The sequence below is a fragment of the Pseudomonas lundensis genome, assembly GCF_002269125.1.
Lineage (GTDB): Bacteria > Pseudomonadota > Gammaproteobacteria > Pseudomonadales > Pseudomonadaceae > Aquipseudomonas > Aquipseudomonas lundensis_A.
In genome coordinates this window covers 254,254-277,306 of the sequence record NZ_NQKI01000001.1, presented here as the reverse complement: position 1 = coordinate 277,306, position 23,053 = coordinate 254,254, and the positions used below count along the sequence as shown (strand labels likewise).

General features: G+C 59.3%; 26 protein-coding genes. 15 read left to right on the top strand and 11 right to left on the bottom strand.

Annotated features, from left to right (window positions below):
- Positions 1-7: 7 nt before the first annotated feature.
- The 4 genes from CJF39_RS01295 to CJF39_RS01280 form a co-directional block, all read right to left on the bottom strand.
- Positions 8-391, bottom strand: coding sequence for a helicase (locus CJF39_RS01295; protein ID WP_094991800.1), 384 nt, complete (start codon positions 389-391; stop codon positions 8-10).
- Positions 392-598: 207 nt separating this feature from the next.
- Positions 599-874, bottom strand: coding sequence for an HU family DNA-binding protein (locus tag CJF39_RS01290; protein ID WP_016782719.1), 276 nt, complete (start codon positions 872-874; stop codon positions 599-601).
- Between the two features lie 189 nt (positions 875-1,063).
- Positions 1,064-2,212: an NAD(P)/FAD-dependent oxidoreductase gene (locus CJF39_RS01285; protein ID WP_094991799.1), complete on the bottom strand. Its 1,149-nt coding sequence runs from the start codon at positions 2,210-2,212 to the stop codon at positions 1,064-1,066.
- Positions 2,213-2,245: 33 nt separating this feature from the next.
- Positions 2,246-2,413, bottom strand: a complete 168-nt coding sequence (locus tag CJF39_RS01280; RefSeq protein ID WP_003437744.1) for a rubredoxin — start codon at positions 2,411-2,413, stop codon at positions 2,246-2,248.
- A gap of 209 nt (positions 2,414-2,622) precedes the next feature.
- Here CJF39_RS01280 and CJF39_RS01275 point away from each other — a divergent pair, with 209 nt between their 5' ends.
- Together CJF39_RS01275 and ubiA are read left to right on the top strand one after the other, a co-directional pair.
- Positions 2,623-3,177: a chorismate--pyruvate lyase family protein gene (locus tag CJF39_RS01275; RefSeq protein WP_094991798.1), complete on the top strand. Its 555-nt coding sequence runs from the start codon at positions 2,623-2,625 to the stop codon at positions 3,175-3,177.
- Positions 3,177-4,067, top strand: a complete 891-nt coding sequence (gene ubiA, locus CJF39_RS01270; RefSeq protein ID WP_094991797.1) for a 4-hydroxybenzoate octaprenyltransferase — start codon at positions 3,177-3,179, stop codon at positions 4,065-4,067. Before CJF39_RS01275 ends, ubiA begins: the two co-directional genes overlap by 1 nt.
- An 18-nt stretch (positions 4,068-4,085) precedes the next feature.
- On the opposite strand, the gene CJF39_RS01265 is transcribed toward ubiA, so the two are convergent.
- Both CJF39_RS01265 and CJF39_RS01260 read right to left on the bottom strand, forming a co-directional pair.
- A complete protein-coding gene (locus CJF39_RS01265) occupies positions 4,086-6,467 on the bottom strand; it encodes a penicillin acylase family protein (protein ID WP_094991796.1) in 2,382 nt (793 codons plus the stop codon).
- Between the two features lie 28 nt (positions 6,468-6,495).
- Positions 6,496-7,080 (bottom strand): DUF6436 domain-containing protein, encoded by a 585-nt coding sequence (locus CJF39_RS01260; RefSeq protein WP_094991795.1) that lies wholly within the window; start codon positions 7,078-7,080, stop codon positions 6,496-6,498.
- A gap of 109 nt (positions 7,081-7,189) precedes the next feature.
- Here CJF39_RS01260 and CJF39_RS01255 point away from each other — a divergent pair, with 109 nt between their 5' ends.
- The gene (locus tag CJF39_RS01255; protein ID WP_094991794.1) at positions 7,190-8,164 is read left to right on the top strand and encodes an alpha/beta hydrolase; all 975 of its coding nucleotides are present in this window, start codon (positions 7,190-7,192) and stop codon (positions 8,162-8,164) included.
- On the opposite strand, the gene CJF39_RS01250 is transcribed toward CJF39_RS01255, so the two are convergent.
- A complete protein-coding gene (locus CJF39_RS01250; RefSeq protein ID WP_094991793.1) occupies positions 8,147-8,899 on the bottom strand; it encodes a DUF2059 domain-containing protein in 753 nt (250 codons plus the stop codon). The genes CJF39_RS01255 and CJF39_RS01250 overlap by 18 nt on opposite strands.
- 143 nt (positions 8,900-9,042) lie before the next feature.
- Between CJF39_RS01250 and CJF39_RS01245 the strand changes: the two genes are divergently transcribed.
- The 3 genes from CJF39_RS01245 to CJF39_RS01235 all read left to right on the top strand — a co-directional run bounded on the left by CJF39_RS01245 (position 9,043) and on the right by CJF39_RS01235 (position 10,991).
- Positions 9,043-9,687 (top strand): 2OG-Fe(II) oxygenase, encoded by a 645-nt coding sequence (locus tag CJF39_RS01245; protein WP_169962344.1) that lies wholly within the window; start codon positions 9,043-9,045, stop codon positions 9,685-9,687.
- On the top strand, positions 9,684-10,166 hold the full coding sequence (locus CJF39_RS01240) for a DUF523 domain-containing protein (RefSeq protein WP_094991791.1): 483 nt from the start codon (positions 9,684-9,686) through the stop codon (positions 10,164-10,166). The genes CJF39_RS01245 and CJF39_RS01240 overlap by 4 nt, the downstream gene beginning before the upstream one ends.
- 93 nt (positions 10,167-10,259) lie before the next feature.
- Positions 10,260-10,991 (top strand): carbonic anhydrase, encoded by a 732-nt coding sequence (locus tag CJF39_RS01235; RefSeq protein ID WP_094991790.1) that lies wholly within the window; start codon positions 10,260-10,262, stop codon positions 10,989-10,991.
- Between the two features lie 89 nt (positions 10,992-11,080).
- On the opposite strand, the gene CJF39_RS01230 is transcribed toward CJF39_RS01235, so the two are convergent.
- Positions 11,081-11,716 (bottom strand): hypothetical protein, encoded by a 636-nt coding sequence (locus CJF39_RS01230; protein ID WP_094991789.1) that lies wholly within the window; start codon positions 11,714-11,716, stop codon positions 11,081-11,083.
- 331 nt (positions 11,717-12,047) lie between these two features.
- Here CJF39_RS01230 and coxB point away from each other — a divergent pair, with 331 nt between their 5' ends.
- From coxB to CJF39_RS01185, 9 genes are all read left to right on the top strand, one after another.
- Positions 12,048-13,175, top strand: a complete 1,128-nt coding sequence (coxB, locus tag CJF39_RS01225) for a cytochrome c oxidase subunit II (protein ID WP_094991788.1) — start codon at positions 12,048-12,050, stop codon at positions 13,173-13,175.
- 34 nt (positions 13,176-13,209) lie between these two features.
- Entirely contained in the window at positions 13,210-14,799 is a 1,590-nt protein-coding gene (gene ctaD, locus CJF39_RS01220; RefSeq protein ID WP_094991787.1) for a cytochrome c oxidase subunit I, read from the top strand.
- Positions 14,800-14,862: 63 nt separating this feature from the next.
- Positions 14,863-15,432 (top strand): cytochrome c oxidase assembly protein, encoded by a 570-nt coding sequence (locus CJF39_RS01215; RefSeq protein WP_047278694.1) that lies wholly within the window; start codon positions 14,863-14,865, stop codon positions 15,430-15,432.
- Between the two features lie 12 nt (positions 15,433-15,444).
- Positions 15,445-16,332 (top strand): cytochrome c oxidase subunit 3, encoded by an 888-nt coding sequence (locus CJF39_RS01210; protein WP_094991786.1) that lies wholly within the window; start codon positions 15,445-15,447, stop codon positions 16,330-16,332.
- An 11-nt stretch (positions 16,333-16,343) separates the two neighbouring features.
- The gene (locus CJF39_RS01205) at positions 16,344-17,081 is read left to right on the top strand and encodes an SURF1 family protein (protein WP_094991785.1); all 738 of its coding nucleotides are present in this window, start codon (positions 16,344-16,346) and stop codon (positions 17,079-17,081) included.
- Entirely contained in the window at positions 17,056-17,649 is a 594-nt protein-coding gene (locus tag CJF39_RS01200; protein WP_094991784.1) for a hypothetical protein, read from the top strand. Before CJF39_RS01205 ends, CJF39_RS01200 begins: the two co-directional genes overlap by 26 nt.
- 10 nt (positions 17,650-17,659) lie before the next feature.
- A complete protein-coding gene (locus CJF39_RS01195) occupies positions 17,660-18,739 on the top strand; it encodes a COX15/CtaA family protein (protein WP_094991783.1) in 1,080 nt (359 codons plus the stop codon).
- Positions 18,727-19,626, top strand: a complete 900-nt coding sequence (cyoE, locus tag CJF39_RS01190; protein ID WP_094991782.1) for a heme o synthase — start codon at positions 18,727-18,729, stop codon at positions 19,624-19,626. Before CJF39_RS01195 ends, cyoE begins: the two co-directional genes overlap by 13 nt.
- On the top strand, positions 19,623-20,258 hold the full coding sequence (locus tag CJF39_RS01185) for an SCO family protein (RefSeq protein ID WP_094991781.1): 636 nt from the start codon (positions 19,623-19,625) through the stop codon (positions 20,256-20,258). Before cyoE ends, CJF39_RS01185 begins: the two co-directional genes overlap by 4 nt.
- An 87-nt stretch (positions 20,259-20,345) precedes the next feature.
- Here CJF39_RS01185 and CJF39_RS01180 read toward each other — a convergent pair whose 3' ends face one another.
- The 3 genes from CJF39_RS01180 to CJF39_RS01170 form a co-directional block, all read right to left on the bottom strand.
- Positions 20,346-21,116: a MetQ/NlpA family ABC transporter substrate-binding protein gene (locus CJF39_RS01180; protein ID WP_094991780.1), complete on the bottom strand. Its 771-nt coding sequence runs from the start codon at positions 21,114-21,116 to the stop codon at positions 20,346-20,348.
- Positions 21,117-21,199: 83 nt separating this feature from the next.
- Entirely contained in the window at positions 21,200-21,874 is a 675-nt protein-coding gene (locus CJF39_RS01175) for a methionine ABC transporter permease (RefSeq protein WP_094991779.1), read from the bottom strand.
- Positions 21,874-22,881 carry a methionine ABC transporter ATP-binding protein gene (locus CJF39_RS01170; RefSeq protein ID WP_094991778.1) on the bottom strand — a complete coding sequence of 336 codons (1,008 nt, stop codon included), beginning with the start codon at positions 22,879-22,881 and terminating at the stop codon, positions 21,874-21,876. Before CJF39_RS01170 ends, CJF39_RS01175 begins: the two co-directional genes overlap by 1 nt.
- Positions 22,882-23,053: the final 172 nt, after the last annotated feature.

Here is a 23,053-nt window from a genome sequence, read left to right as displayed (position 1 = left end):
TCAGGTTTCACTGGGCTTTCGGTTTTTTTCGCGGCTTGAGGTATTTGGTCAGCCCCTGGAACCAGATCACCTGTGCCGGATTACCCTTGATCTGAATCGACTTGTCCTGAATCCCGGTCATGAATGCCAACTGCTTGTTCTTGGCCTGCAAGGTTGCAAATCCGTAGGCAGCATCCTTGAATGCAATCGCAAAAGCCGGTTCCGGATAAAGCCCGGCGTGGCTAGTGATGCGCTGGTTCTGGACCTTGAAGTGACGAGCAACTTTGCCATCGAGGGTTTGCAGCTGGAACACAAGATCCTTGTCCACCAGTTGCTGCTTAAAGGCAGGGTTTTTACGGCTGGCCTTGCTCATCAGGAAGCCCAGCATCCAGAGCAAAAAACGAAATTTCATCTACGCGGCCTCAGGGAAAAATAAATGGCCGGCGCAGTGTAGCGATTTGCTCAGAGAACGCCATAAATCTATAGGGATAGGCGTAGATAGGCGATTTTTTGCCACTTATGGCCGCACGATTGTCTCATTGTCTATCAAGAATGGGCGACTGGCCGGGCCAGCGTGCCCATTCTTCATGGCCAGGTGCAGCGAATGGCCGGGCGAAGACTAAGGGTTGACGCTGTCTTTCAGGAATTTGCCAGGCTTGAACGCAACGGTGTTGCTGGCCTTGATCGTAACCGGCTGACCCGTTTGCGGGTTTTGGCCGGTACGAGCGCCGCGATGACGCTGGATAAAGGTGCCGAAGCCCACGAGCGTGACGCTGTCTTTGCGGTGCAGGGCCTGGGTGATTTCTTCCAGTACTGCATTCAGGACGCGGTTGGCTTGTTCTTTGGTGAGGTCAGCCTTTTCAGCGATGGCGGCGGCGAGATCTGGTTTACGCATGATGAAGCCTCTTTGACGGTTTTTTGTTGTTATGTCCGTGCTGCTCTCTGTGGAGCAACGCCTAAGGCGCCGCAGGCTCTACGCTGCGGCAGACCGGTGTGAGAATGGCATGCGGCAAAAGCCGACGCCAGCATCGATCCGGCCTTTGTTGCCTTAAGGCAAAGGCATATACGACAGAATTCGCAGCATTTACGCCAAAAGTGCAGGCAGCTCTTTGTTAAGCGCCAATTTCTCGCGGACGGCTTCACCCGTCAGTGCATAACCCAGCAATTTGCCATCAGCATCGCGGCACAGCGCTTTGATATCGGCGCCAGCGCCTTCAACGGACCAAACCCCTTCGTGGCCTCGAGGGACGGGTGATACGACCAAGGGGCACACTGGCGTTTTGACCGTGATCGGCATCGCGCCATAGCTGACAGCCGTCGGGTTGCCCGCCAGCGTTTGCGCGAGCGCGCGGGCGCAGCTCATCAAAGGCATTACGTACAGCAAGCTCAGCCCTTCCACCTCGGCGCAGTCCCCGAGCGCGAAAATGTTGGCGTGGGAGGTTTTCAGCAGGCGATCCACTTCGATCCCGCGATTGACACGGATCCCGGCAGCAGCGGCCACGTCGATGCGTGGTCGCAAACCAATGGCGGACACCACTACGTCGCACGGGATGACGCTTCCGTCCGACAGATGCGCTTGTAGCCCCTCCTGCGTCCGTTGCAGACGGGTCAGCACCGGCCCGAGATGGAAACGTGCGCCGAGCCCTTCAAGGGCCGATTGCACCGCTGTCGCGGCGGCCGGGTGCAGCAGGGTGGGCATGATCTGTTCGCACGGGGCAACCAGCTCCACGTCATAGCCGCCAGCGATCAGGTCATTGGCGAATTCGCAGCCAATCAAACCTGCGCCCAATATCAGCACACGGCGCTTGCCCGCAGCCGCTGCGCGAAACCGTGCGTAGTCTTCCAGGTCGTTGATCGGAAAAATCGCGTCCTGAGCGTCGCCTTCCACCGGCACCTGCACCGTCTGCGCGCCCCACGCCAAAATCAGGTCGCGATACGGGACGGCTTCTTCGCCGATCCACAATTGTTTATGGCCGGGATCGATGCCGCTGATGCGCGTGTGGGTGCGCACTTCGGCTTTGAGTTGCTCGGCCATCGCGCCCGGCGTGGCCATGCTCAGGCCGTCGGCTTCCTTGTTTTTGCCAAAGCCGGTGGAGAGCATGGGTTTGGAGTAGGAACGCCCGTCATCGGCCGTGATTAACAACAGCGGCGTTTCGCTGTCCAGTTTGCGAAACTCACGGGCCAGGTTGTAGCCGGCCAGCCCGGTGCCCACGATCACGACAGGTGCGTTCATTCCATTCTCCATAGGGGTGAAACTCAAAAGTGTTTAGTTGATTTCGATCATTTCGAAATCCATCTTGCCGACGCCGCAGTCCGGGCATAGCCAGTCTTCAGGCACGTCCTGCCACAGCGTGCCGGGGGCGATGCCGTCATCCGGCCAGCCGTCGGCTTCGTTATAAATCAGTCCACAGACAATGCATTGCCACTTTTTCATGGGTATTTCCTTGGGTTCAGGCTTTGGCAAGCCCACGGTTTTTTAAGAACGGCGCGTGGTGCTTGGTGAAATCAGGGCGTTTTGTACTGATCGAACGCGGCAGATGCAAGCCTGTTTGCTGCCAATCGGTACTCAAGCGCTCAGGCATGGGGCAGCGTGATAAGCTCGGCGCCCTCAATGGCTGCCAATTATGACCGACTGTGCCGCACATGACTTCCCCGTTGATCTCCCCCGTCTGGCGTGAACAAAGCCAGCTCGGCGCCCTGCCCGACGCCCTCACCCTCGACTGGTTGTTCGATGAAGGCTCCCTGACCCGCCGCCTCACCGCGCTGTCGAATAACCACTTCAGTGTGTTGCCGCTGTATGAAGGGTGGCAAACCCTGCGCGAGGACGAATGCCGCGCACTGGGGCTGCCGGCTGCCAGCCTGGGTTGGGTGCGCGAAGTGTATTTGCGCGGGTATCACCTGCCGTGGGTGTTTGCCCGCAGTGTGGCTTCCAAGTCCGCGCTTGAAGCGGGTGGTTTGAATATGGACGCGCTGGGTACGCGTTCGCTGGGCGAGTTGTTGTTCAGCGATCAGGCGTTCGAGCGAGGCCCGTTGCAGGTGTGCCGTTACCCGCGGGACTGGCTGCCGGACGCTGACCGGGCCGACAACCTGTGGGGGCGGCGCTCACGCTTTGTGCGCGGGTCGTTGAGCGTGCTGGTGGCTGAAGTGTTTTTACCCAACCTGTGGGCTGCTGTGTGTGCCCGGCCGGAGAACAACTGATGTACGTGCGTTTGCTCAAATCACTTAATCGCCTGAACCCCCGCGCATGGGACTTCATCCAGCTGACACGCATGGACAAGCCTATCGGCATTTATCTGCTGCTGTGGCCAACCCTGTGGGCGCTGTGGATTGCGGCTAAAGGTGTGCCTTCGCTAAGCAACCTGCTGATCTTCGTCTTCGGCGTCATCCTGACCCGTGCCGGAGGCTGTGTGATTAACGATTTTGCGGACCGCAAGGTCGACGGCCACGTCAAGCGCACTGAACAACGCCCTTTGGTGAGCGGAAAAATCAGCAGTAAAGAAGCATTGGTATTTTTTGCCCTGCTGATGGGGATCAGTTTCCTGCTGGTGCTGTGCACCAATGCGCCCACCATTTGGCTGTCTTTCGGGGGCCTGGCGTTGGCAGCCAGTTACCCATTCATGAAGCGCTACACCTATTACCCGCAAGTGGTGCTGGGCGCTGCCTTCTCGTGGGGAATGCCGATGGCGTTCACCGCCGAAACCGGCAGCCTGCCCGCAGCGGCATGGCTGCTGTACATCGCTAACCTGCTCTGGACCGTGGCCTATGACACCTACTACGCCATGACTGACCGCGAAGACGACTTGAAAATCGGCGTCAAATCCACCGCCATCCTGTTCGGTGATGCCGATCGCGTGATCAACCTCAGCCTGCAGGGCCTGGCGCTGGGTTGCTTGTTGCTGGCCGGCACGCACTTTGATCTGGGCGGCTGGTTCCACCTGGGCCTGCTGGTGGCTGCGGGCTGCTTCGTGTGGGAGTTCTGGTACACCCGCGACCGCGATCCGCAGCGCTGTTTCAAAGCCTTCCTGCACAATCACTGGGCAGGGTTGGCGATCTTCGTCGGCATCGTCCTCAACTACGCACTGGCCTGACCCTGTGCAGGCCCGTCCCTACAGTTTGGGCATCAAACGCAAGGTGCTACGGGTGTTGAGCTGCACATCGGCCTCTTCCAGGTACGGTTTGTCGTACTGGCCTTCAATGAAGCTTTGCGCCTGATCCTTGTAGTGCTTATCGAACGGCACTCCGCTCTGACCCACCGGGTTGATGGTCAGGGTATGGGTGGGGTCTGCAAAGTCGATCAAACGCCGGGTGGACGGGCCGTAACTCACCGGCCACGGCGCCGGCCCGAGTTTGGCCGACAGGTTATTGGGCACTTCATGGCTTCCCGGCGCGTCGAACGGGCCGACGTTGAACAGCCAGTCCAGCGGCTTCTGTTTGCCCAGCGGGTGCTCGTGGGTCAGGGTATGCGCCCGTCCCCACTGCCAGTGCGCGGGATCGTCCCCCAAGGTTGCCTTGAGCTGAGTGATGCTGTTTCGCCACGCGACCAGCACCGTGTCGGCCCGCGACTCTTGCGCCAGTGTGTGGCGGTTGTCCCACCACGGCGATTTTGGAGTGGCAACCAGGCGAGGTAGCGCCTCATCCACCAATCGGGTGGTCAGCAGCATGTCGAAGAACGCATCGCCCAACTCATCTTGCATCGCGGCATCGGCCAGGCTGAACAGCAATTGATTGAACAGCGTTGCACTGGTCGATTCCAGCGGGTAATCGCCCTGCCACTGGGCCAGTTGCTCCACCAGCTTGAGCTCGGCCGGGTCGCTCACCACCTTGCGCAGTACAGGCAGCAGTGGTTTGAGCACACGCTGCCCATAACCTGTGATGGTGCCCAGTTGCAGTGCCTGACTGTTTTTCAGGTTCCACTTCACGCCGGGGGCGCTTAGCTGTCGATTGAGCTGCTGGCCGCGGTCGGCCAGGTTGTAATAGCCCGCAATCTCAATGCCGGCGGGCGACACCGGCTGGAAGTTGGCCGACACGATATAGCCGCGTGGCGGGTTCACTTCCTGCGGGTTGGCGCTGAACGGGTAAAAGCCGGGCTTATCGGCCTGCGAAGTGCTGCCGTCCAGAATGAACGCCGGGTTCACCCCAGCCGGGCGTTTGGGCAGTTGTGCGGCGGCCCACCAGCCGATGTCGCCTTTGGCATTGGTCCACACCACATTGAGCCCCGGCGCGTGGATGTATGTCGCTGCCTTGCGCGCTTTGCTGACTGTGTCGGCGCGGTTGAGCTGGTAAAAACCTTCCAGAATCGGGTTTTTGGTTTCCAGAAAGCCCCACCACATGGCGATGGGCGTATTGCCTGCGATGTCGCCCAATACATCGTTGATGATCGGCCCGTGAGGCGACTGGCGCAGCACCAGCGTCACAGGGGCTTGGCCCTTGACGGCAATTTCCTGTTCGGTTCGGGTCATGTCGACCCATTGGCCCTGATACCAGACCTGATTCGGGTTGGCGGGGTTAGTCTTTTCGGCGATCAAGTCCAGGTCATCGTTCTGGAACATCGTCAGGCTCCAGCCGAACGCACGGTTGTTGCCCAGAAACGCGAACGGCACCAGCGCCTGGTGATAGCCGTACAGGTCGAAATCCGGGGCCGACAGCTGCGCTTCATACCACACAGACGGCACTGAAAAACGAATGTGCGGATCGCCTGCCAGCAGCGGCTTACCGCTTTGTGTGCGTCTGCCTGACACGACCCAGGCATTGCTGCCTTCAAATTGCGGCAACCCGGCCTGACTCAAGGCGCTGTCGCTGAGCTGCGCCAGTGCACCGAGGGTCTTCCAGTCATTCGCTGCCAGGGCCGGGGGCAAAACCCCTTTGGGTTGCCAGTCGAGGTCAAAGACCTTCAGATAATCGCTGCTCAATTGATCGCGCACATAGGTCAGCAGGGGCTCGGTACGAAAGGCGGCGGCAAAGCTGTAGGCCATGTAGCCGGCGACACTGAGGGTGTCTTCGGCGGTAAACGCGCGCGGGGTGATGCCCAGCACGTCGAACTCCACGGGTTTAGCGTGGGTGGCCTGATAGTGATTGATGCCGTCCAGATACGCTTGCAGTGCCAGCCACGCAGGGGATTGCGGGTCCAGTTCACTGACATAACTGGCCGCTCGCTCACGAATGCGCAAGCTGCGAAACAGCTTGTCGGTGTCCACCAATTTGGGACCCAGCACTTCGGCCAGCTCACCCCGGGCCAGACGGCGCATGATTTCCATCTGGAACAGGCGATCCTGTGCCTGCACATACCCTAGCGCCCGGTACATATCGAGCTGATTGCCCGCGCGAATATGCGGCACGCCGCGTTCGTCGTACCGCACGTTGACGGGCTCTTGCAGTGTGGGCAGTTCAACCTGCCCCTGACGCGTGGGCAATTTGCTCTGCACGTACCAGATACCACCCCCGGCCACGGCGGCGACGATGAGGGCAATAACGGTCAAACGGCGTTTCATGGGTGAACTCCTGTTCGTTAAAACGCCATCACGGCGCGACGAGATCGGCCTGCCACGGGCAATAACAGCCCACGGCCATGGTGTGAGTGGCTTTGACCGGGCGCCCGGCGCTCAGCGCTTGCAGGATCGGCTCGATAAAACTGTTGCTGGCGTTGCACGTTGCCCCTTCGCTGTAGGGGCCGAAGTACGCCAGCTGACCACTGTGGTCCCAGATAGCGACGGCAGGGCTGGCGCTCACGTGTTCGGCGCCGGGCAGTCGGGCGAGGGGTTTGATCGCGCCGAGGCTGTCGGGCAATTGGCCTTGCGTGCCTGACTTTTGCACCGAATAGAACGCGATGCCCAGTGGCACGTAATGCGCTAACAGTTCGCTCAGGTGTTGCTGGTTGCCGACATTGCACGGGCACGCCGGGTCCCAGAAATGCACCACGCGGATGGGCCCCGGCCCGGACAGCTCGGCGGGCAGGCTCAACACATCCCCGGCGAACAGCGCGGTCTGATCGCTGAAGGGACGAATGTACTGTCCCTGAAACCAGTCATAAGCGGCCCATAACCCGCCCGCGCAAACAAGGGTCAGCACGCAGGCAAGCAGGGTCTTGAAAGTGGGCACGGGCATGAAATTAGGTCCTCGAAGGCCGCGTAGCTTGCCATGCTTGACCTGACAGATGAATATCGACGGTCTATAAAGCCTGTTTTGCGCACACGCGCCCTGCCTGGAACCCCTTATGCCTGCCCCGTTTTCCCCCGATACCTTGCGCGCCAGTTTGCAGCCCTTGGCCGCAGATGGCCCGATATCGAGAGAAGGACTGGCGTATCAGCGCTTTTACGGGCTGGACTTCCCCCATCGCGCCATCCCCGTGAAGCGTCAATTGGGGCGCTACAGCGCCGCGGGCTACGATCTGGTCAGCCAAGTGTGGTGGCCCGAGGCGACGCCGGTGGGCACGCTGTTTGTGATACACGGTTTTTACGACCACATGGGGTTGTACCGTCACGTCATTGAATGGGGATTGGACCGGGGTTTTGTGGTGATTGCCTGCGACTTGCCGGGGCACGGCCTGTCCAGTGGCGAGCGGGCCAGCATTGGCGATTTTTATCAGTATCAGGAAGCCTTGCAGGGCTTGTTCATTGAGGCGCAGTCACTGTCGCTGCCCCAGCCGTGGCACTTGTACGGGCAAAGCACCGGTGGCGCGATCGTGGTGGATCATTTGCTGCGTCAGGGCGACAGCAGCCCGGCGCAAGGGCAGGTGATATTGATGGCACCGCTGGTGCGGCCCAAGGACTGGCATTGGTCAAAATTCAGCTATTACCTGCTGCGGCCATTCGTCAAAGGTATTGCCCGGCGTTTCAGCGAAAACACCAACAACCTCGATTTCATGCCGTTCTTGCAGGCTGACCCGTTGCAGCCGCTGCGTTTGCCTACCGCTTGGGTCGGTGCGCTGGCCCGCTGGATCCCGCGCATTGAAAGCGCACCGCCCTGTGCGCGTCAGCCGCTGATCATTCAGGGCGACGCTGATAAAACCGTGGATTGGCGACATAACGTGCAGGTGCTCAACAGCAAATTCCAGCAGCCGCACCTGTTGCTGCTACCCGGCGCTCGCCATCACTTGGCCAATGAAACGGATGAAATACGCGAGCGGTATTTCGCGTTTCTGGATCGGCACTTCGACGCGTCGACCGTAAGCTCACGGCGCCAGGCTTGAGGTGCTCTGCCCGACCGCCAATCCCGCACGCACTGCGCTCAGGGCGGCCTGGTAATACGCTTTGCCTTCAGGCGACTCAGCAAAGGTGACGAATTCTTCCAGTTCGGGGTCGGACAAGTCGCGATAAACGTAGAGCAACGTGTTATCCAACTCGCCGCCGATCTGTTCCATCAACCGCTGGCGCTGTCCGTTGAGCATGCCCTGGGCCTGACCGCCGCCGAGCAGTCCCGGGATCATCGAACTCAGGCTGTCAGCCGCCACACCGGCAATCGCGAGGCTGACTTCTGCCCCTGCTTCGCGGGCAGGCAAGGCGTTGGACAGATGGTTAATCAGCAATTGGCGGGTGGCGCTGGCTTCAATACGGGGCAAACCTTGGGCATGCTGTGCCAATTGATCGCGACGCGTGGCCAGCAGTTCGGCCGCGACAATCTTGCGCCCCAACCCGGACTGGAAAAAAGCCAGTGCGGGGGCTGGATCGGTCAGGTTTTTGCGCATCTGATCCTTGGCGCGCGCGTCCATGGCTTGCGGGTCGAAACGCTGGCTGCTGTTGTTGACCAGTGCTTGATACACAGCGGGCGGCAAATTGCTGCGATAGCGCTCTTGGGCAGCCGTCAGCGCGTCATTGAAATGCGCACGTTGATCCGACCAGCCAGCGACCTTGTACAAATCATCCAGGCTGTCTGACCATGCGGGTAATGAACAAAAAATAAGCAACGATAAAACCAAGCGGCGCATGAAGGACTCCTGTCAACAAGTCGCTATTGTCCGGGTGTGGCGTAGGACTTGTCGAGAATTCGTCTAGTCCAAAGGGCTTTTAAAGGGCGAGCGGTATTTTTTCGTGGAACACCGCTATATGGCTCTGTCAGATTTTGAGACGTATGGATACTATGCGCGCCATGCAAATATCCTCTGATCACCCGCTGTTACTGCGCATTGTCGACGACCTGTACGCACAGGGATGGTCACAGCAAAATATCTTCCTGCCCGAGGCTTTGACCCTTGAGCTGGCGGCTGAGTGCCGTAAACGTTCGGCTGAGGGTGAACTGACCCCTGCTGCGGTGGGGCGCGGGCTGAACCAGGAAGTCCGCGAGGGGATCCGCGGGGACCACATTCAATGGCTGGAGCCCGGAGAGGCGCTGGCCTGTGACAGTTATCTTGGCTTGATGGAAAGCCTGCGAGTCGCTATGAACCGCAGGCTTTTTTTGGGCCTGGAGGACTTCGAAAGCCACTTCGCGATGTACCCGCCGGGCGCGTTTTACCTCAAGCACCTGGACCGCTTTCGCGACGACGACCGACGTATGGTGTCGGCAGTGGTGTACCTCAATCAGGCATGGTTGCCCGAACATGGTGGGCACTTGCGCATGTACCTCAATGACCGCGGCGAATACGATGTGCTGCCGACGGGCGGCTGCCTGGTGGTGTTCCTTTCGGGGGAAATCCCCCATGAAGTCATGCCCGCAACCCGTGACCGCTTGTCGTTGACGGGCTGGTTCCGGCGCCGTCCCACGGAGATCGTGCTGTGAAGCCAAAAGTGCTGGTCAGCCGCTGCTTGTTGGGGCATCGCGTGCGGTATGACGCAGGTGCAAGCGGCCCGTACCCGCAACTGATGCAGTGGCAAGCTGAAGGCCGGGTGATTGCACTCTGCCCTGAGGTTGCGGGTGGCTTGCCCACGCCGCGCGCTGCGGCCGAGATTCCGGGTGGCCAAGGCAGTGAAGTCCTCAGCGGTAAGGTCCCGGTCATAACGACAGACGGTGAAGATGTCACCGAGGCGTTTGTTTCTGGCGCCCGGCAAGCGCTGGCGTTGGTTGAGAAACACGGTATTCGCGTCGCTATTCTCAAGGCCAACAGCCCTTCATGCGGCAACCGGCTAACCTACGATGGCAGTTTCAGCGCAACTAAAGTGGCAGGCCAGGGCGTGACGGCCGCGCTGCTGAGCCAGGCTGGCGTGAAGGTGTTCAGTGAACTTGAACTCGATGACGCGGCCAAAGTGCTGGAGCAATGACCCGCACCTGTCCGGGCCATACGCAGGTTTAGCGTAGAGCCCCGATTTGAGTTCAGGTAACATCCGGTGCCACTTTGCCTTGGGGAATACGCGATGAGTGATAAACAAAAACCGCAGCCTGCTGCTTCGGCCACTGGCCCTTCACACGCTGAAAGTGCCGACGCAGCGTTGCACCATATCGTTGATGGTTTTTTACATTTCCATCACGAAATCTTCCCTGAACAAGAAGCCTTTTTTAAAAAACTCGCCACTGCGCAACGACCACGGGCAATGTTCATTGCCTGTGCGGATTCGCGCATCGTGCCTGAGTTGATTACCCAAAGTGCGCCGGGTGATCTGTTTGTGACCCGTAACGTTGGCAACGTAGTTCCACCGTACGGTCAGATGAACGGTGGTGTTTCAACCGCCATTGAATACGCCGTACTGGCCTTGGGCGTGCAGCACATCATCATTTGCGGCCACTCGGACTGTGGCGCAATGCGCGCTGTGCTGAACCCGGCCAGCTTGAAAAAAATGCCGACGGTTCGCGCCTGGCTGCACCACGTAGAAGTGGCCAAAACCATGGTGCAGGACAACTGCAACTGCGCCAATGAAGCCGAAAGCATGCACGTACTGACCGAAGAAAACGTCATCGCTCAGTTGCAGCATTTGCGCACCCACCCGTCAGTGGCTTCGCGCATGGCCAGCGGGCATTTGTTCATTCATGGCTGGGTGTATGACATCGAAACCAGCCAGATCAAGGCGTATGACGCAGATAAAGGCGCTTTCCTGCCACTCGACGGGACCAACCCGATCCCGAGTGCAACGCCCAAGGCGCGTTTCTAAACCAGGCCGGTAGTCGCCGCCGGGCAGCGCGAGGCTGATTCGGCGGCGCAGCCGTCGCACGTCATTGAGCCCGTGCGACACGTGCAAGCTTACAAATTCAAACCGACACCCAACTGTTTGGACAGGCACGGCCAGCGCTTCCAGGCGGCACCGGTGTCCGGGCTGGTGAGTTTGTCGCGGTAGGCTTCCACCGATTCCAGCGCGAAACACTCGTCGTCCAGCATGCGGTCAAGCGCGTGATGCACGACTTCATCCAATTGATTGGCAAAACTCTCACCGATCAATTGATGCGCGATCAGGTTGGCCACCGTGGTGTCCAGCGGGATCAGCGGCTGCTTGAAGTGCTTGATATAGAGGTCGTTGACCTCTTCCACCAGGCGGTGCGCCAAATACGCTTCATCCAGCAAACCTTCCAGACCGACGTGTTCCTTCATCAGTGCTGGCGGCTGAACGAAAAACTGTTCGGCAATTTTCAGTACCGGCTTGATCTGCGACTCGATGCCCGCTTCGCGCGCGACTTCATTGGCCGCTTCCAGCAAGTCAGGCACTTGATCGATGTAGGCGCTGACAAAGCGCGTCATCACTGCACTTTTATCGACCTCGGGCACATGAATGGTCGCGTGAAGGTGCGGCAGTTTGGTTTCCAGTTGGCGAGCGAGCAGGCCCGTATCGGCCTCATGTTCTTGGGCACACAAGATCTGCTCGCGGATGGCGGCGGTGTTCATGGGAACTCCAGGGAGACACTAGACAGGGAATATCGTTGAAAAATGGCCCCGTGAATCACAGGGCCTTTTTCAGAGGGCGCGTATTGTTATTCATTTTGCGATCGGGCAGTGAGTGCCATTTGTCGTTGGGGTCAGTTTTTTACAGTTTTCGGTCAGCGCGTTGCGGGGTTCGAGGTGCTGGCTATACTCGATTTTGTAAACGTTTTCTGATGATGCCCGACTGCCTGAGCAGGCGAGGCTCGGCGGTCAAGGTTCACTGGTTTGAAAACCGCCCCCTTGTAACGCAGGTATAGACCGGCGCAATAACAAGAAAAATAAAGGGGAACCCGCAATGAAGCGACATCCAAACCTATGGATGGGCCTGCTGTTGTGGTCCGTTTTCAATCCGGCGCAGGCCGCCTGGACCGTGAATATGACCCCCGGCGCGACTGAAGTCAGCCAGGCGGTCTTCAACCTGCACATGACCATTTTCTGGATCTGTGTGGTCATCGGCATCATTGTATTTGGTGCCATGTTCTGGTCGATGATCGTTCACCGGCGCTCCACGGGCCAGCAAGCGGCCAAGTTCCACGAGAGCACCACGGTCGAAATCCTCTGGACGGTCGTGCCTTTTCTGATCCTCGTGGCGATGGCGGTGCCAGCCACCAAAACCCTGATCAATATCTACGACAGCAGTGATTCGGATGTCGACATCCAGATCACGGGCTATCAGTGGAAGTGGCATTACAAGTACTTGGGCCAGGACGTCGAATACTTCAGCAACCTGTCCACCCCTGCCGATCAAATTCATAACAAAGCCCCCAAGGACGAGCATTACCTGCTCGAAGTCGATGAGCCGCTGGTGCTGCCAACTGGCGCCAAAGTGCGCTTTCTGGTGACTTCTGCGGATGTTATCCATTCATGGTGGGTGCCTGCGTTTGCGGTCAAGCGCGATGCGATTCCGGGGTTTATCAACGAGGCCTGGACCCGCGTCGAAAAGCCCGGCCTTTATCGCGGTCAATGCGCCGAGCTGTGCGGCAAGGACCATGGTTTCATGCCGATTGTGGTCGATGTCAAAACCCGACCCGACTACGACGCCTGGTTGGCCGAACGCAAGGCGCAGGCTGCGCAGCTCAAAGAGCTGACCAGCAAGGACTGGACCCTCGACGAGTTGGTCGCGCGGGGTGACAAGGTCTACCACACCGCTTGCGTTGCCTGTCACCAGGCCGAAGGCCAAGGGCTGCCGCCGATGTTCCCGGCGCTCAAGGGCTCCCCGATTGCCACCGGCCCCGCCGCCGACCACTTGCATCGCGTGTATTTCGGCAAGCCTGGCACGGCCATGGCCGCGTTCGGCAAACAACTGTCGGAAGTCGACATTGCGGCGGTGGTGACATACGAACGCAACGCGTGGGGCAACAACAAGGGCGACATGGTCACCCCCAAAGACGTGCTCGCGCTGAAACAGGCGCAAGGCAAATGAGCCGCTCATTGATGTGTGCGCAAGGAGTCAGGACATGAGTGCTGTTATCGATGACCACGGGCACGCCGACGACCACGCTCACGGCCCGGCCAAAGGCTTGATGCGTTGGGTACTGACCACCAATCACAAGGACATCGGCACCCTGTATCTGTGGTTCAGCTTCTGCATGTTCTTGCTCGGGGGCTCGTTCGCCATGGTTATCCGTGCCGAACTGTTCCAGCCGGGTTTGCAGATCGTCGAGCCGGCGTTCTTCAACCAGATGACCACCATGCACGGCCTGATCATGGTGTTTGGCGCGGTGATGCCCGCGTTTGTGGGGCTGGCCAACTGGATGATTCCGCTGATGATCGGTGCGCCGGACATGGCCTTGCCGCGCATGAACAACTTCAGTTTCTGGCTGCTGCCGGCGGCGTTTCTGATGCTGGTATCGACCTTGTTCATGGCCGGGGGCGGGCCGAATTTTGGCTGGACCTTCTACGCCCCCTTGTCCACCACTTATGCCCCCGAGAGCGTGACGTACTTCATCTTTGCCATCCATCTGATGGGCATCAGCTCGATCATGGGCGCAATCAACGTGATTGCCACCATCCTCAACCTGCGGGCGCCCGGCATGACGCTGATGAAAATGCCGCTGTTTGTCTGGACCTGGCTGATTACTGCTTTCCTGCTGATTGCCGTGATGCCGGTGCTGGCGGGCGTGGTCACCATGATGCTGATGGATATCCACTTCGGCACCAGCTTCTTCAGCGCGGCTGGCGGCGGCGATCCGGTGTTGTTCCAGCATGTGTTCTGGTTCTTCGGCCATCCCGAGGTGTACATCATGATCCTGCCGGCTTTCGGCGCGATCAGTGCCATCATCCCGACCTTTTCGCGCAAGCCACTGTTCGGCTACACCTCAATGGTGTACGCCACGGCCAGCATCGCTTTCCTGTCCTTTATCGTGTGGGCGCACCACATGTTTGTGGTGGGCATTCCGTTGGTGGGCGAGTTGTTTTTCATGTACGCCACGCTGCTGATCGCCGTGCCAACCGGGGTCAAAGTCTTCAACTGGGCCAGCACCATGTGGCAAGGCTCGCTGACGTTTGAAACGCCCATGCTGTTTGCCGTGGCGTTTGTGATTTTGTTCACCATCGGCGGGTTTTCCGGGTTGATGCTGGCCATTGCACCGGCCGACTTCCAGTACCACGACACCTATTTTGTGGTGGCGCACTTCCACTATGTGCTGGTACCGGGCGCAATTTTCGGCATTTTTGCCTCGACCTATTACTGGTTGCCGAAGTGGACGGGGCATATGTACGACGAAACCCTTGGCCGGCTGCATTTTTGGTTGTCCTTCGTGGGCATGAACCTGACATTTTTCCCGATGCATTTCGTGGGACTGGCCGGTATGCCACGTCGGATTCCGGACTACAACCTGCAATTTGCCGACTTCAACATGGTGTCGTCGATCGGTGGGTTCATGTTTGGCGCGACCCAATTGCTGTTCCTGTTCATCGTCATCAAATGCATTCGCGGCGGGCCGAAAGCGCCTGCCAAACCGTGGGACGGCGCCGAAGGCCTGGAATGGAGCGTGCCATCGCCCGCGCCGTATCACACCTTTACGACGCCGCCTGAAATCAAGTGAACCCTTTGTTCTGACCCTTTACGGAGGGAGAGGGCCAGGGATATTAAGGCAGCAGGAGGATTCATGGCTGACTCAACATCGATCAAGCGCCTGGTTATGCGCCTGTTGCTGATGGTGGTGGTGATGTTTGCCTTCGGCTTTGCCCTGGTGCCGCTGTATGACGTGATGTGCAAAGCCTTCGGCATTAACGGCAAGACGGCCGGGCAGTATGAGGGGGCGCAGGTAGTGGACACCGGGCGGCAGGTGCGGGTGCAGTTTCTGGCCACCAACAACCTGGGCATGGTGTGGGAGTTTTACCCCAAGGGCGATCAGTTAGTGGTCAACCCCGGCGGCGTGTACGAGATGGTATTTGTGGCGTCCAACCCCTCTGACCACCCCATGTCGGCCCAAGCGGTGCCGAGTATTTCCCCGGCTGAAGCGGCGCAGTATTTCCACAAGACCGAATGTTTCTGTTTCACCCAGCAAGTGCTGCAAGCGGGACAGCGCATCGAAATGCCCATGCGTTTTATCGTCGACCGCGACATGCCCAAGGACGTGAAGCATCTGACGCTGGCCTACACGCTGTTCGATATCACCGCGCGCCATCCGCCCGTTGCTGCTGCTGGCAATGACGCTCAAAGGCCAGCCCGATAAGGAGAACGCTCCATGGCAACTCATGATCACTACTATGTCCCGGCGCAGAGCAAGTGGCCGATCATTGCCACGGTAGGCCTGCTGGTCACGGTGTGCGGGCTGGCCACGTGGTTCAGCGACCTCAAGGCCGCACGCCCTGAATCCCATGGTCCGCTGATCTTTTTCGTCGGCAGCCTGCTGGTGGCCTACATGATGGTGGGCTGGTTCGGTGCGGTGATTAAAGAGAGCCGCGCCGGGCTGTACAGCCCGCAGCTCGATCGCTCGTTTCGCTGGGGCATGACGTGGTTCATCTTTTCGGAAGTGATGTTCTTCGCGGCGTTTTTTGGCGCACTGTTTTACGTGCGTCATTTTTCGGGCCCGTGGCTGGGCGGTGAAGGCAGCAAAGCGCTGGCACACATGTTGTGGCCCAACTTTCAGTTTGCCTGGCCCTTGCTGAACAGCCCCGATCCGGTGCTTTACCCGGCGCCCAAAGACATCATCAACCCGTGGGGCCTGCCGCTGCTCAATACGGTGTTGCTGGTCAGCTCCAGCGTCACCCTCACCCTCGCTCACCATGCGCTGAACAAAGGCCAGCGCGGTGCCTTGAAAGCCTGGTTGGGGCTGACTGTGGTGCTGGGCATCGCTTTCTTGGGCTTTCAGGCCGAGGAATACATTCATGCCTATAAGGAGCTGGGGCTAACGCTGGGTTCGGGTGTGTATGGCGCGACCTTCTTTATGCTCACCGGCTTCCATGGCGCCCACGTCACCATCGGCACCCTGATTCTGTTGGTGATGTTGGTGCGTATCGTGCGCGGGCATTTCAATGCCGAGCATCAGTTCGGGTTCCAGGCGGCGAGTTGGTACTGGCACTTTGTGGACGCTGTGTGGGTGGCGTTGTTCCTGTTTGTCTACGTGCTGTAGACGCCCCGACCATGGCCGCCTTTGCGCCCGGGCGTTTACCCACGTTGGTGGTCTTGGCGTTATTGCCTGTGCTGGTGTTTCTGGGCGTTTGGCAGCTGGGACGTGCCGAGCAAAAGCGCGTGCTGCTCGACCATTACGCCGAACGCCGGGCTGCCGCGCCAGTGGCTGTCGGGCAGTTGATGAGCGACGGCGCCCCCGCCTTTCGCCGGGTGCAATTGCGGGGCCATCTGGATGCGCAACACAGCGTGTTACTGGACAACCGTATGCGCGACGGCAAGGTCGGGGTCGAGCTGCTGCAGCCCTTTCAGGATCAGGCCAGCGGCCAGTGGCTGCTGCTTAATCGCGGCTGGATTGAATGGCCAAGTCGGCGCACGCCACCCGTGTTCAGCACCCCGGATCAGTTATTGGACCTCGAAGGCTGGGTGTACGAATCCCCCGGCGCGCCCTTCCAGTTGCGCGCCGACCCGACCACAGGTGATTGGCCGCGACTGGTGACAGCGGTCTTCCCGGCCAGATTGTGGGATGAGCTGGGTCGAATCGGTTTTAACGATGAAGTGCGTATTACGCCCGGCCCTGCGGCGTATCAAGCCGACTGGCCGGTGATCGCCACGGGCATGGGGCCGGAAAAACATACCGCGTATGCCGTGCAATGGTTCGCCATGGCGCTGGCGTTGTGCGGGCTTTATGGGTACCTCGGTTGGCATAACGCTCGGGAGAAGCGCCATGGGAACGGCCATCAATCGGTCTGAAACGGCTCGCAACGCAGCACCGGCTACGCGGCGTCGAGGACGGCTGCAGTTGATCTTTATTCTGTTGCTGACCATCGGTCCGATGGTATTGGCCACCGGGATGTACACGCTCAAGTTCTGGGTGCCGGAAAGCCGCAGTTATCACGGTGAACTGATTGGTAACGGCCCGACCCGGGCTCAATTGGGTGTTGAAACGGACGAGCACCGCTGGCAGTTGCTGGTGACCGCACCGCAAACCTGCACCGTTGCGTGTCAGCAATTGGTGTACCTGGCACGCCAGATTCAGATCGGTCTGGGGCGCGATGCCTCCCGCGCCACCCATGCGCTGGCAAGCGCGCAGCCGCTGGACGCTGACTATGTGGCCAAGCTGCAACGTGAATACCCGCAGTTGCAGCGTTATGCGATGGACATGCCGGCGTACACACAGGGCGCGCAGGGCAATGGCGGCGCGCAGCTGTGGATCATCGATCCGCACGGCAATCTGGTGCTGCGCTATGACCCCAGTGTCAAAGGCAAGGATGTGCTCAACGACCTGCGCCACCTGTTGAAACTGTCCAACATCGGGTAGGAAAACCGTCATGGCCAAAGCCGGATTTCGTCTCGCATTACTTGCAACCTTGCTGGCCCTGGTGGTGGTGTTACTGGGTGCCTACACGCGTTTGACCCATGCCGGGCTGGGTTGCCCGGACTGGCCCGGCTGCTATGGCTTCATCAGCGTACCCAAAACCGATGCTCAATTGGCCCATGCTGAACGGCACTTTCCCGACACCCCGGTACATGCCGAAAAAGGCAGGAGCGAGATGGTGCACCGCTACTTCGCCGGCACGCTGGCGTTGGTGATCGTGCTGTTGGCGGCGCGCGCCTGGCGTCAGCGTGCACTGCCCGGTCAACCCCTCAAATTGCCGTTGTTCATTCTGTTGGTGGTGCTCGCGCAGGCGGCCTTTGGCATGTGGACAGTCACGCTCAAACTCTGGCCGCAAGTGGTGACCGGCCATCTACTTGGCGGTTTTGCGACCTTGAGCTTGTTGTTTTTGCTGACCCTGCGCTTGTCAGGCGTGCTGCCAGCGCTGGCCGTGCCACGCCGTTTACAGGGGTGGGCGACTGCCGGGCTGGTGCTGGCGATTGTGCAAATCGCACTGGGTGGCTGGGTCAGTTCCAATTACGCCGCCGTGGCGTGTGTCGATCTGCCGACGTGCCATGGTCAATGGTGGCCGCCGGCCGATTTCGCTAACGGCTTTCATCTGACGCAACATATCGGCCCCAACTATTTGGGCGGCCAGCTGGACAGCGACGCGCGCACGGCGATTCATCTCACTCACCGCATGGGGGCGTTGGTGCTCACGGTTGTGTTGCTGGGGCTGGCCTGGCAACTGCGTCGGGTGGGCATGACGCGGCTGGCGGGGTTACTGATGCTGGCGCTTGGCCTGCAACTGAGTCTGGGTGTCAGCAACGTGCTGTTCGGCTTGCCCCTGGCGGTTGCCGTGGCACATAACGCTGGCGGCGCCGTCCTGTTGTTGACGCTGGTGCTGGTCAATTACCACGCTCGTACGGCCCTGGTCAGGGTCCAGGCGCCGCGTCTTGCCCGCTGGCGTTTCAGCCCTCGACCACCCGTGCCCGCGCCGATCCTGCTTAAAGGAGAACTGCCATGGCGACCTTGATCGTCGAACGGCCGCGTCAGGCGTTGTGGCGTGATTACCTGGAGTTGACCAAACCCAAGGTGGTGATGCTGATGCTCATCACCTCGCTGGTGGGCATGTTCCTCGCTACGCGCGCGGGCGTGCCGTGGACAGTGCTGGTCTTTGGCAATCTGGGGATTGGCTTGTGCGCTGGCGGGGCGGCGGCGGTCAATCATGTGGTGGACCGGCGCATTGATGCGTTGATGGCGCGCACCCAGAAACGTCCGCTGGCCGAGGGGCGGGTTTCAGCCGGTGCTGCGCTTTCGTTCGCCCTGTTGCTGTCAGTGTCGGGGCTGGGGATGTTATGGGTGTTCACCAATGCACTCGCGGCATGGCTGACGCTGGCATCGTTGCTGGGGTATGCGGTGATTTATACCGGCTTTCTCAAACGCGCCACCCCGCAGAACATCGTGATCGGCGGGCTGGCCGGGGCTGCACCGCCACTGCTGGGCTGGGTGTGCGTGACCGGGCATGTGACTGCCGAACCGCTGTTATTGGTGCTGATTATCTTCGCGTGGACCCCGCCGCATTTTTGGGCACTGGCGATCCATCGCAAAACCGAATACGCGAACGCCGACATTCCGATGCTGCCCGTGACCCATGGCGAGCAGTACACCAAGTTGCACATCCTGCTTTACACCTGTGTGCTGCTGGCCGTGAGCCTGCTGCCGTTTGTGATTCGCATGAGCGGCGGGCTCTACCTGGTGTGTGCCCTGGGGTTGGGTGCACGCTTTCTGTATTGGGCATGGGTGCTGTACCGTGGCACCCTGCCGCACGCCGCGATCAACACCTTCAAGTACTCTATTTACTACCTGTTCGCGTTGTTCATCGCCTTGCTTGTCGATCATTACTCAGTGTTGAACCTATGACTAAAACTCAAAAAACCGTTTACATCCTCGTTGCGCTGGTGGCGTTGGTCATGGGCCTGACGTTTAACAAAATCATGTCCGGCAAAGGCCAGAGCGACAATACGGCGCTGATCGATGCGGGCATCATTCTGCTGCCGCAGAGCCGTCCGTTGCCGGCGATCAAGATGACCAACCAGGACGGTCAGCCGGTGCAAATGAACGAACTGAAAGGCACGTGGAGCGTGTTGTTCTTCGGTTACACCTTTTGCCCGGATATCTGCCCGACCACCTTGGCCCAGCTGCGTCAGATCAAAAGCGAGTTACCGAAAGCCGTGCAGGACAAACTGCAAATCGTACTGGTCAGCGTCGACCCGCATCGCGACACCCCGCAGCAGCTCAAGCAATACCTGGGTTACTTCGATCCGCAGTTCGTGGGCCTGACGCCTGCGTCCATTGAAGAGCTGCAAACCTTGGCCAATGCGGTGAGCATTCCGTTCATCCCGGCAGACACCAGCAAACCCAATTACACGGTCGACCACAGTGGCAATCTGGCGCTGATTGGCCCGGACGGCACTCAGCGGGGGTTTATCCGCGCACCGTTCAACAACCAGAAAATGGTTGCCCAGTTACCGGGTTTGGTCGAAAGGAAGTAAGGGTAAGCAGTTGCTGCCGGCACAGGCTGCGAGCTTGCAGATCAAAGCTCGTAGCCTGCGGCAGCGATCAGGCGAGGGGCAGAGGCATTAGAACGCCGGAACGATGGCGCCTTTGTACTTCTCGTTGATGAACGCTTTCACTTCAGGTTTGTGCAGCGCGGCAACCAGTTTCTTCATGTCGTCCGAATCTTTGTCGTCCGGGCGAGCTACCAGAATGTTCACGTAAGGCGAGTCGCTGCCTTCGATCACCAGTGCGTCTTTTTCCGGGTTCAACTTGGCTTCCAGCGCGTAGTTGGTGTTGATCAGTGCCATATCGACCTGGGTCAGCACACGCGGGATGGTGGCAGCTTCCAGTTCACGGAATTTCAGGCCCTTTTTGTTCTCCACAACGTCTTTAGGCGTCGAGAGAATGTTGTTTGAGTCCTTGAGCTTGATCAAGCCCGCCTTGTCCAGCAGCAACAATGCACGACCGCCGTTGGTGGCGTCGTTGGGGATGATCACGGTCGCGCCCTCGGGCAGTTCATCAAGCGTTTTGTACTTGGAAGAGTAAGCGCCCAGCGGCTCAAGGTGAACGCTGGCCACGTTGACCAGGTTTGTCCCCTTGGCCTTGTTGAACTCATCCAGGTAAGGCTGGTGCTGGAAGAAGTTGGCATCCAGGCGCTTTTCGGCGACTTGCACGTTTGGCTGAATGTAGTCGGTGAACACCTTGACCTTGAGATTAACGCCTTGTTTGGCCAATTCTGGCTTCACGAACTCAAGGATTTCGGCGTGCGGCACAGGCGTGGCCGCCACCGTCAGATCGCCCGCGTGGGCTGAAAACGCCGCAACAGCGGCTACCGCAGCAAATAACTTCTTCATCCAGCAACTCCTTGTGAACACCTGACTTCAGGCGCCTGCCAGCCCGGAGGCTGGCGGTTACGTTTATTAACGAGGGGTCGCGCTCACTTGCGCGAAAAGTGCACCACCAGCCGATCGCCAACGGTTTGCAGAATTTGCACCAGAATCAGCAACAGCACCACTGTCACGATCATCACGTCGGGCTGGAAGCGCTGGTAACCAAAGCGGATGGCCAGGTCGCCCAGACCACCCGCGCCGACGACGCCTGCCATGGCGGTGTAGCCCACCAGCGTAATGGCTGTCACCGTTATCGCAGCAAATATGCCGGGACGGGCTTCAGGCAACAACGCACTGGTAATGATCTGACGCGTATTGGCGCCCATTGCCTGAGTGGCTTCGATGATGCCGCGGTCCACTTCTCGAAACGCTGTTTCGACCAGGCGCGCAAAGAACGGCGTGGCCCCCACGACCAACGGCGGAATCGCACCGGCGACACCCAGCGAGGTACCGGTAATCAAGACCGTGAACGGGATCATCACAACCAGCAGGATGATGAAGGGCAGCGAACGCAGAATGTTCACCACGAACGACAGGGCCGAATACAGGGTTTTCTGTTCCAGCAGTTGGCGCGGGCTGCACAGGAACAGCAGGATGCCCAGCGGCAAGCCGAGCAACACCGTAAACAGCAGCGAACCGCCGAGCATGATCAGGGTGTCGCCCGTGGCCAGCCAGATTTCGTACCAGTCGATGTTGGAAAAGAAGCTCAAGAGGGTTTCCATTAGCGCAGCACCTCCATATGTACGTCTGCGGCGGTGAAGCGCGCGAAAGCAGCGTCCATGTCGCCACCGGTGATGGCGAGGGTCAGTTGCCCATAAGGGGTGTCTTTGATGCGGTCAATGCGACCGGCCAGGATGCTGTAGTCCACACCCGTTTCACGGGCAATAGTGCCCAGCAACGGCGCGTAGGTGGCTTCGCCCTGAAAGGTCAGACGCACGATGCGGCCTGGCACGTGAGCGAAGTCGTCACGTTGTTCGCTTTCATCGATCTGCTCGTCTTCCTGCACAAAACGCTTGGTCGTCGGGTGCTTGGGGTGCAGGAACACATCGGCCACGGGGCCTTGCTCGACGATTTTGCCTGCATCCATGACCGCGACCACGTCACACACGCGACGGATGACGTCCATTTCATGGGTGATCAGCACGATGGTCAGCTTCAACTCGCGGTTGATTTCGGCCAGCAACTGCAACACCGAAGCGGTGGTTTGTGGGTCGAGGGCGCTGGTGGCCTCGTCGCACAGCAACACTTTGGGCTGGGTGGACAAGGCACGGGCGATGCCCACGCGCTGTTTTTGCCCGCCCGACAGTTGTGCGGGGTACTTTTTGGCGTGGTCGGACAAGCCCACCCGTGCCAGCAGTTCAGCGACACGTTTGTCGATTTCGCTGCGGGATAATTCACCGGCCAGCGTCAGGGGCAGCGCAACGTTGTCAGCCACTGTCTTGGAGGCCAGCAGGTTGAAGTGCTGAAAGATCATGCCGACTTGTTGACGGAAACGGCGCAGGTCGTTGCCATCCATCGCCGTGACGTCTTCGTTGTCGACGATGATCTGCCCGCCGCTCGGTGTTTCGAGGCGGTTGATCAGGCGCAGCAATGTACTTTTACCCGCACCGGAATGGCCAATCAGACCAAATACCTGACCGCTCTCGACACGCAAACTGGTGGAGTGCAGCGCGGGAATGTCCTTACCGGCGACCCGGTAAGTTTTATGAACGTTATGGAACTCAATCACGTAGCGAACCTTGTGGGGCGCGAAAAAATAAGATCAGCGGTTAGCCGGGCGCGCATTTTAGCCTGTCCGTATAGAGGTTCTTAGCATTTATTTGCGCTCCATCCTTTGATTTGGCAATAAGACGATCAAAGGTCAGAAAAAAGGAACGTCGCCAAAGGGTACAAGTCAGTAC